Below are 7,415 nucleotides of genomic sequence, written 5' to 3' on the forward strand. Positions count from 1 at the left end.
CGGAACGGCTGAGACTCGGAGTTCCGGAGAATCATGGGTGCAGGCTGCGATTCCTTCCCAGGAAAATTCCACCGTCATCTCAGCAGCGTCCCTGGGGATCTTGATCTTGTCTGGATTGTTGGCGCAGCCGGCAATAAGAATGATTGCGGCAGTCAGGATCGCCAGGGGGGTTATTTTTTTCATCGTGTCCTCGATTCATCAATAAGGCAAACAGGTAAAATGACCGCTTAACAAAGCCCCTTCAGCGGCGTCAATAGCATCTGCCCGAAGAGGGGTCAAGTTCTCGTCGCCGCCAGTCGCCTTTTAACGAATACACCCGCTGACAGCCATCCCTGCTGCGTTCCGGGAAACGAAAGTTACCGTCTTGCGGCGTTTATTTGAATTGACAGGTGATAACAATGGTATATACTACCGGGTATAGACCAAGCTTAATTGGAGGTCCACATGGATACAGCAAAAATTTTTTCCAATGGCCGAAGTCAGGCCGTTCGAATACCCAAGGCATTCAGATTTGAAGGAGATGAGGTATATATCAAGAAAACCGCTAACGGGTTGCTATTAATTCCAAAAACAAAGTCCTGCTGGGATGTTTGGGAGAAAAACCTGCTGGACCTCCGAGAACCCTTTATGACCGAACGCAATCAACTGGTAAACCAACAGCATCGAACAGGGATCGATGAAATATTTGATTGACACCAATATCTGTATCTACATCATGAACCAACGCCCCCCGGGTGTCATCAGTAAGTTTAAAAAATTTGAAGTGGGCGACATCGGGGTCTCTTCAATCACCGTTGCAGAACTTCAATACGGCGTAGAAAAAAGTGGGCATCCAAGGATGGATCAAGGCCGCCTGGATGCGTTCCTTGCGCCTTTTGATATCGTTGGTTTTGGCCAAAGCGCCGCAAGTGCCTTCGGCAGGATTCGATTTCAACTGGAAATGCGTGGTCAGCCCATCGGCCCCCTGGACCTGCTGATTGCTTCCCAGGCCGTGGCTGGGCAGCTGATTCTGGTGACCAATAACGAAAAAGAATTCAACCGGATCTCGGGTTTAAAGGTGCAGAACTGGGCCAATTAGGCCGCAATGAATGCTCGCAGCACAAAATAGTGGCGATATTGTTTTTAGAATTGTAAAAGCCGGGCGACTGCCCGGCTTTTTTGATTGCATGCGGCACTTGTAGGCATGCGGTGAAGGTAAACCAAGGGTTGATCAGGCCACTTCCTGATACTCGGCGTCCACCACGTCCTCGTCCCTCGGTGAATTTGCGCCGGCCCGCCCTCCGGCACCCGGGTCTGTCTGCGGCCCACCGTCCTGGGGGGGGTTGCCCGACTGCCGGTACATGGACTCGGTCAGCCGGTGGGAGGCACGGGTGAGCACGTCGGTGGTCTGCCTGATCGCAGCGGCGTCGTCGCCCTGCATGGCTTGTTTCAGGTTGGATATCGCGTCGTCAATCTCCATGCGCAGACTGCCGTCGACATTGGCACCCATCTCTTTCAGCGTTTTTTCCGTCGAGTAGACTAGCGCATCGGCCTCATTTTTGGCATCTACCAACTCTTTTTTGCGGTTGTCGGCATCGGCATGCAAGTCGGCATCCTTCACCAGTCGGTCGATTTCCGCTTGGGATAGACCCGAAGACGAGGTAATACGAATGCTCTGCTGCTTGCCCGTTGCCTGGTCCTTGGCCGACACCTCCACGATGCCGTTGGCGTCGATGTCAAAGGCCACCTCGATCTGGGGTGCCCCCCGCGGTGCCGGCGGGATGCCGGTGAGTTCGAAGCGGCCCAGCGTCTTGTTGCCATCCGTCACCTTGCGCTCGCCCTGGAGCACATGAACCGTCACGGCCGGCTGGTTATCCTCGGCGGTGGAGAAAACCTGGCTCTGGCGGGCGGGGATGGTGGTGTTCTTATCGATCAGTTTGGTCATTACACCGCCCAGGGTTTCTATGCCCAGCGACAGCGGGGTCACATCCAGCAGCAGCACGTCTTTGACATCACCTTGCAGCACGGCCCCCTGAATGGCGGCGCCCATGGCCACCACTTCATCGGGATTGACGCCCTTGCTGGGCTCCTTGCCGAAAAGCCTCTTCACCCGCTGCACAACCGCAGGCATACGCGTCATGCCTCCCACCAGGATCACCTCGTCGATGTCGCTTCCCGTAAACCCGGCGTCTTTCATTGCCTTTCGGCAGGGTCCGTCTATGCGGTCCAGCAGATCTTCCACCAGGGCTTCCAGTTTGGCCCGGGTCATCTTGATGTTCAGGTGTTTGGGTCCGCTGGCGTCTGCGGTAATAAAGGGCAGATTGATATCCGTCTCCATGGCGCTGGACAACTCCATTTTGGCCTTTTCCGCCGCTTCTTTCAGGCGTTGCAGCGCCATTTTGTCACCGCGCAGGTCGATGCCCTGCTCCCGTTTGAATTCAGCGGCCAGATAGTCGATGATACGCAGGTCGAAATCCTCGCCGCCCAGGTGGGTGTCGCCGTTGGTGGCTTTGACTTCGAAAACCCCGTCACCGATCTCCATAATAGAAACGTCGAAGGTACCGCCACCCAGGTCGAATACGGCAATTTTCTCTTCCTTTTTCTTGTCAAGCCCATAGGCCAGGGATGCCGCCGTGGGTTCATTGACGATACGTTTCACGTTCAATCCGGCGATCTTGCCCGCATCCTTGGTGGCCTGGCGCTGACTGTCGTTGAAGTAGGCCGGTACGGTGATCACCGCATCGGTGACCGGTTCGCCCAGATAAGCTTCCGCCGATTTTTTCAAATCCGCCAGGATGAATGACGAAATCTCCGCCGGACTGTACTGCCGCCCTTTCAGGGAAATGCGAACATCCCCGTTTTCCGCCTGGGTCACGGCATAGGGCAGGTTTTTCTTATCGTTGATCACTTCGCTGGCGTCGGCTTTGCGGCCGATCAGCCGCTTGACGCCGAAGACCGTGTTCTCCGGGTTGGTTACCGCCTGGCGCTTGGCGATCTGGCCCACCAGCCGTTCACCACTGTTGGAAATTGCCACCATGGACGGCGTGGTTCGCCCGCCGTCGGCATTGGTGATGACCCGTGCGTCGCCGCCGTCCATGATGGCCACGCAAGAGTTGGTTGTTCCAAGATCGATTCCGATGGTTTTGCTCACTTTCTGTTCCTCCTGATATTCGGGCGCCTTGCCGGGCCCGTGTTTAATTTTACTGAGCTAACCATAATTCGTTTTTTGTGTATGTCAATTTATGTTCATTACTTTTTTATATTTTTTTAATTAGTAATTTTTTATCCTATGCCTCTTGCCATACTGGGTGAATGTTATTAAAAAATAGCCAAGCAGAGCGACATCATTATTCGAGGTTCAACGTTGGACGTTCGATGTTGGACGTTCATCTTTTAGGGTAACCTTCGGAGTCGATACAGCATGTATATTGATCAGTTCCTACCCCAATATGACGTCATGGCCCGATACGAAACAACCGTTCAGGCCTCGGTGATGCGGGCCTACACTGCCGCACGCCACCTGGACATGCACGAATCAACAATCATCCGCATGCTCTATCGCCTGCGCGGCATGCCCGCTAAAGGCCTGACACTGGACGGCATGATCGACAGCGGTTTCGTTTTGCTGGCCGACGATGCCGGACAGGAAATCTTACTCGGCCTGATCGGCCGATTCTGGACGCCCTCCGGTTATCTAGAAAAAGTAGATGCCGCCGGGTTTGCTGCGTTTCACCAACCGGGACTGGCCAAAGCGGCATTCAACATCGCTTTTACGCCTCTATCAGAAGCCAGTTGCCGGGTGACCACGGAGACACGAGTATACTGTCCCGACAAAACCAGCCGTCGCCGATTTCGCATCTACTGGATGCTGATATCACCGTTCAGCGGATGGATCAGAAAGGAGTGGTTGAGAATCATCAAGGCGCGGGCGGAACAATGGCCGCGGAAAAAGCCAGAATCTTCAGAAGGGTGTTGAATACACGATTGCACTCGGCCACACAGCGGTAGGGCCGTGATTTACTTTTCGATTCTAACCCATTGGTGGCAGAGCGCCAATCGGCCTTGGTCCATTGTATTTCAGTTTTTTAGAGTGCTTAGCGGGAAAGCGGTTGTTGTTTCCGGGTGGGATGACGTGGTGTTACCGGACTTTGCCGATTCTGAGGGCACCACTCCTTATACAGTTTCCTTTTCCGAAGATCCTGCCCTTGGATTGGCGTCCGCGAACTTTGCGTTGCCCGTTGGCGCTGAGCAGCAATCGATAGCAATCAGTTTGCCCAGTAACCTGGTTAACGCGGTAAGCAGCGCCGTGACCGACATTTTTATTGTTTGCGATTATAAAATTCTGGCGGTTAATCCGTAGGTTGGGATGACTGCAATGAACCCCAATAAACTCGTCGATCGGAAATACCACAACTGGTTTCCTTGGTTACCTAAAGCTTCCTGCATCAATCCGTTTCCCCGGAAATTGCAGCCGACGCATCACACTTAGGGCACCGCGTGCCGAATTTGCTGATGTGGCCTTCCCACCCGCAGTTGCTGCAAGCAAAGTAGACGGTGTGCTGAAGATTCACTTTTTTTTTGCCGAATATCAGCTTGTAGAGTTTGGGCACCATTTTGGGCACCATGTAGATCGCCACAACAACGGCGACCCAGAACAGCATCCGTCCCACAGTGATGTCGTTGAAAACGATTGTATCCAGGTTCATGGTATTCCTCCATATCAGCCCAATATAGACGTTAAGACAATTAATTTGGCAAGACCAGAGGGAGGAAGCTGCATTGGGTGATACTGCGACGACCGATAACGCCGACCGAATGAATTGTCTTAAAGCCTATAGGTCATCCAAATCCGCAAACCGGTTCACCGCCGCCCGGGTCTTGATCTCCTGCTCGAACCGCCCCCGCCAGCCGATCCGTTTTTGCTTCCGGGCGATAATCACCTTCAGCAGGGGTTTGAAGGCATACAGCCAGATGGAGGTCCATAACCGGCCCTGGGACCGAATGCGTTCGGACGGATTCCACCAGCCCATGATCTTCTGGTTGTGGTACCAGAACAGGTACTGCAGCTGATCGGAAGAGAGCTGGCGGGTCTTCACGTTGGCCCACATGCCGTTGTAGCGGGTATAATCGTAGGGATTGGTAACCAGTCCCTGGTCCAGCAATTGCCGGCGGATGCCCGTTTTGGGGTAAGGGGTGAGAATCTGGCAGTAGGCGGTGTCCGCACCGGTGGATTTAAGAAATTGGTAATTCTCGATGATCTCCGCTTCGCCATCGTCCGGAAATCCGAAAATCATCCCCCCCACGACCATGATGTCGTATTTGTGGCAGATCTCGACCGCCTTTTTTGAGGCAGCCAGAATGTCGCCCTTGTTGGCGGCGACCAGGTTCTTTTTAGAGGCATTCTCCATGCCTAAAAAGATCGACTTGAAGCCGGCCCTGGCCATTTTCGCCACCATTTTCTCGTTGCGGGACATGGTGACGCAGTCGGCCTGGACCACGAAGTTCAAATTGCGGTAACCCCGGGCGATGATCGCGTCGCACAGCCGGATCACCCGCTCGGGATCCAACACCAGGTTGTCGTCGGAAACGAAAATCCAGCGGACCTTGCGCTTGTGGTAGATGTCGTCGATGTCCGCTAAAATCCGCTGCATGGGAAAAGGCCGGAAGGAGCGCCCGTACATATGCCGGATGCTGCAGAAATTGCAGTTGCGGGTGCAGCCGCGGGAGGTTTCCATCACCTCCACGTGCCGGTTCATGATGTGGTAGCCCCAGGTCAGGCGCCGCTCGTCGCGAATGGGCAGCTTGAGTCGGGACAGGTCCAGCAGATCGCCTTTGGGGTTGTGGATGAAACCGTCGTCGGTCTTAAAGGAAAGCGAAGGAATATCCGCCAGGCGGTCCTTGCCGTCAAGAGACCTGACCAGTCGCCGGAAGGCCTCTTCGCCCTCCCCCCGAACCATGAAATCGATGGCTGGGGCCTCGTCAGAGGCGGCAATCTCTTCAAACATAAGCGTGGCATGATAGCCGCCGATAACGATCTTCGCCTCCGGCAGCGATAGTTTGATCAGCCGGATGATCTTGACGCAGGTGGCGTATTGCCAGGTCATGGTGGATAGGCCCACCAGGTCGGGCTTAAGCGCGCCGAGTATGCGCACCAGGTGTTTTTTCAGCCCCAGACGTTTGCGGATCAAGTCAACGATGTAAACCTCGTGGCCGTCGTCGATATTGGCACCGATGCTGGCGATGCCCAGGTTGGGCATATGAAATGCCGACTCGTGCATGATCACCGGCGCCACGTCGGGCATGGATAAAAGCAGGATCTTCATTAAACCTCCATGACAAAAAAAAGTCTGTCATGCTACAAATCTTAATCAAATAACAAAATACAAGTACCAAACCCCAAATAAATTCCAAATTACAATATCCAAATCTCAAATAAGATCAACAACCAACTATTGTTTGCCATCATCGATATTTGCAATTGTTTTTGGCAATGTTTTAACGAAAACCCTTATCGCTTTAACGAATTGGAATGTCTTTTCTTCAAGATCACAAGTTTTGGAATTTTGAATTTTAGTTATTGTTATTTATTTGTCATTTGGTTTTTTGGCTATTGTGATTTATTTGCATTTGTCATTTAATTTCTGACATAAAAAAACGAACTTCAGGATTAAAAAACTAAGTTGGATTAGCGTACCGCGCTTATCTCTCCCGTGACCGCCGAACCTCCAGCAGCCCGCGAACCCTCGCCATCAAATCCTTGAGGGAAAAATGGGGATCGTTATAGCCGGGCTCGATGCAGGCCAGGTGTTCCACGCGGACGGTATTGGCCGAGCGGGTGTCGAACAGGAACCGTCCCGGCCGGAAGAGCCGGGCCGTATTCTGGATGTATAGCACATGGATGGGCGCTTTGCACAGCCGGGCGATCTTGAAGGCACCCGTGTTCAGAAGGCCGATCTGCCCGTCGCGGCTGCGGGTGCCTTCGGGGAAAATGATCAGGTTGCCGCCGCCGGAAAGAAAAGCGGGCATTTTTTCCATGCTGGCCAGCATGATGTCCGCCAGAGCGCCATCGGCCGACGAGGGGATGTAGCCGGAAAGACGCAGCATCCGACCGTACAGCGGGATGTGAAACAGCCGCTGTTTGGCGATGGTGGTGTGGCGCGAAAAAAAAGATATCAGCAGAATCGGATCCAGGTAGGAGACGTGGTTGGCCACAATCACCGCGCCCCTGATCGTCTTCACCGCAGGATCCACCCGCCATTGACAGACGGGCACCAACAACCGCAGCAGCACGAAAAACCACCGGTAAAACCGGGAATTGAGGTGCTGAAAGGCCAGGGCTGCATCCCTTGAAAACAGCCGGGAACAGGCATAAAATGGCGCGAACAGGATCACAAACCCGATCGTGTAGTAGCTCCACAGAATCAGGGTGACAATCA

The 7,415-nt window shown here is 53.6% G+C and carries 9 protein-coding genes; 4 read left to right on the forward strand and 5 right to left on the reverse strand.

Annotation, left to right across the window (positions count from 1 at the left end; genetic code table 11):
- The coding region (locus QNK41_RS06530; RefSeq protein WP_319254972.1) for a hypothetical protein at positions 1-183 on the reverse strand (183 nt) is incomplete at its 3' end.
- A 261-nt stretch (positions 184-444) separates the two neighbouring features.
- On the opposite strand from QNK41_RS06530, the gene QNK41_RS06535 reads away from it, so the two are divergent.
- Positions 445-693 (forward strand): type II toxin-antitoxin system VapB family antitoxin, encoded by a 249-nt coding sequence (locus QNK41_RS06535; protein WP_319254974.1) that lies wholly within the window; start codon positions 445-447, stop codon positions 691-693.
- On the forward strand, positions 677-1,078 hold the full coding sequence (gene vapC / locus QNK41_RS06540) for a type II toxin-antitoxin system tRNA(fMet)-specific endonuclease VapC (protein ID WP_319254976.1): 402 nt from the start codon (positions 677-679) through the stop codon (positions 1,076-1,078). The genes QNK41_RS06535 and vapC overlap by 17 nt, the downstream gene beginning before the upstream one ends.
- 132 nt (positions 1,079-1,210) lie before the next feature.
- Here vapC and dnaK read toward each other — a convergent pair whose 3' ends face one another.
- Positions 1,211-3,130: a molecular chaperone DnaK gene (gene dnaK, locus QNK41_RS06545; protein ID WP_319254978.1), complete on the reverse strand. Its 1,920-nt coding sequence runs from the start codon at positions 3,128-3,130 to the stop codon at positions 1,211-1,213.
- A 270-nt stretch (positions 3,131-3,400) separates the two neighbouring features.
- Between dnaK and QNK41_RS06550 the strand changes: the two genes are divergently transcribed.
- Both QNK41_RS06550 and QNK41_RS06555 read left to right on the forward strand, forming a co-directional pair.
- A complete protein-coding gene (locus QNK41_RS06550) occupies positions 3,401-3,955 on the forward strand; it encodes a hypothetical protein (RefSeq protein WP_319254980.1) in 555 nt (184 codons plus the stop codon).
- A 36-nt stretch (positions 3,956-3,991) separates the two neighbouring features.
- The gene (locus QNK41_RS06555; RefSeq protein ID WP_319254982.1) at positions 3,992-4,339 is read left to right on the forward strand and encodes a hypothetical protein; all 348 of its coding nucleotides are present in this window, start codon (positions 3,992-3,994) and stop codon (positions 4,337-4,339) included.
- Between the two features lie 85 nt (positions 4,340-4,424).
- On the opposite strand, the gene QNK41_RS06560 is transcribed toward QNK41_RS06555, so the two are convergent.
- From QNK41_RS06560 to QNK41_RS06570, 3 genes are all read right to left on the reverse strand, one after another.
- Positions 4,425-4,685 (reverse strand): hypothetical protein, encoded by a 261-nt coding sequence (locus tag QNK41_RS06560; protein WP_319254984.1) that lies wholly within the window; start codon positions 4,683-4,685, stop codon positions 4,425-4,427.
- A 126-nt stretch (positions 4,686-4,811) separates the two neighbouring features.
- Positions 4,812-6,302: a B12-binding domain-containing radical SAM protein gene (locus QNK41_RS06565; protein WP_319254986.1), complete on the reverse strand. Its 1,491-nt coding sequence runs from the start codon at positions 6,300-6,302 to the stop codon at positions 4,812-4,814.
- Between the two features lie 376 nt (positions 6,303-6,678).
- Positions 6,679-7,415, reverse strand: a 737-nt coding sequence (locus QNK41_RS06570; protein ID WP_319254988.1) for a lysophospholipid acyltransferase family protein, incomplete at its 5' end; no start/stop codon positions are given.

It is taken from the genome of Desulfosarcina sp. (assembly GCF_033791525.1).
Lineage (GTDB): Bacteria > Desulfobacterota > Desulfobacteria > Desulfobacterales > Desulfosarcinaceae > Desulfosarcina.

Bases quoted from the DNA above. Each gene is read 5' to 3' on its own strand.
- QNK41_RS06535 (WP_319254974.1), top strand. From the start codon at position 445: ATGGATACAGCAAAAATTTTTTCCAATGGCCGAAGTCAGGCCGTTCGA.
- vapC (WP_319254976.1), top strand. From the start codon at position 677: ATGAAATATTTGATTGACACCAATATCTGTATCTACATCATGAACCAA.
- QNK41_RS06550 (WP_319254980.1), top strand. From the start codon at position 3,401: ATGTATATTGATCAGTTCCTACCCCAATATGACGTCATGGCCCGATAC.
- QNK41_RS06560 (WP_319254984.1), bottom strand. From the start codon at position 4,685: ATGAACCTGGATACAATCGTTTTCAACGACATCACTGTGGGACGGATG.
- QNK41_RS06565 (WP_319254986.1), bottom strand. From the start codon at position 6,302: ATGAAGATCCTGCTTTTATCCATGCCCGACGTGGCGCCGGTGATCATG.